Source organism: Streptomyces sp. 13-12-16 (assembly GCF_002114215.1).
Lineage (GTDB): Bacteria > Actinomycetota > Actinomycetes > Streptomycetales > Streptomycetaceae > Streptomyces.
The window spans coordinates 13,305-13,755 of sequence record NZ_NCTE01001213.1 but is presented as its reverse complement, the minus strand read 5'-3'; positions in this window follow the sequence as shown (position 1 = coordinate 13,755).

The window sequence follows — 451 nt, the reverse complement described above, 5'->3', positions numbered from 1 at the left end:
CCCGCCGTTCCCGCGAGCAGCCGCATGCCGCCGCCCCCGTCTCCGCGGGCAGTCGTGCCGCTGGGGCGGCACGGGTGGGCGCTGGGGGTACCCCCTCTGGGGGAGGCACCCCGTAAGCGCCGGGCTGCGTAACCCCAGCCCCGGCCCACACCAGCACGGGGCACCCGTACCGCGCCGGGGCCGCAACCCCGCCCCCGGCCCACCTCAACGCGGGCCCCCCGCAACGCACCGGACCCCGCAGGCCGGCACCAGCGCGGAGCGCCCCGCAAGACACCGGGACGGCGCAGCCCCGCTCCGCGTCGACGTGAGGCACCCGATAAGCGCAGGGGTGGCGCAAACACCCACCCCCGGCCCGCAGCAACAAGCGCAGGGCGCTCACAAAGCACCCCCCGAGCCGCCCGTCAGCGCCTCCGCAGATCCGCCACCCGCGCCGCCCGCTCAGCCCCCTGCG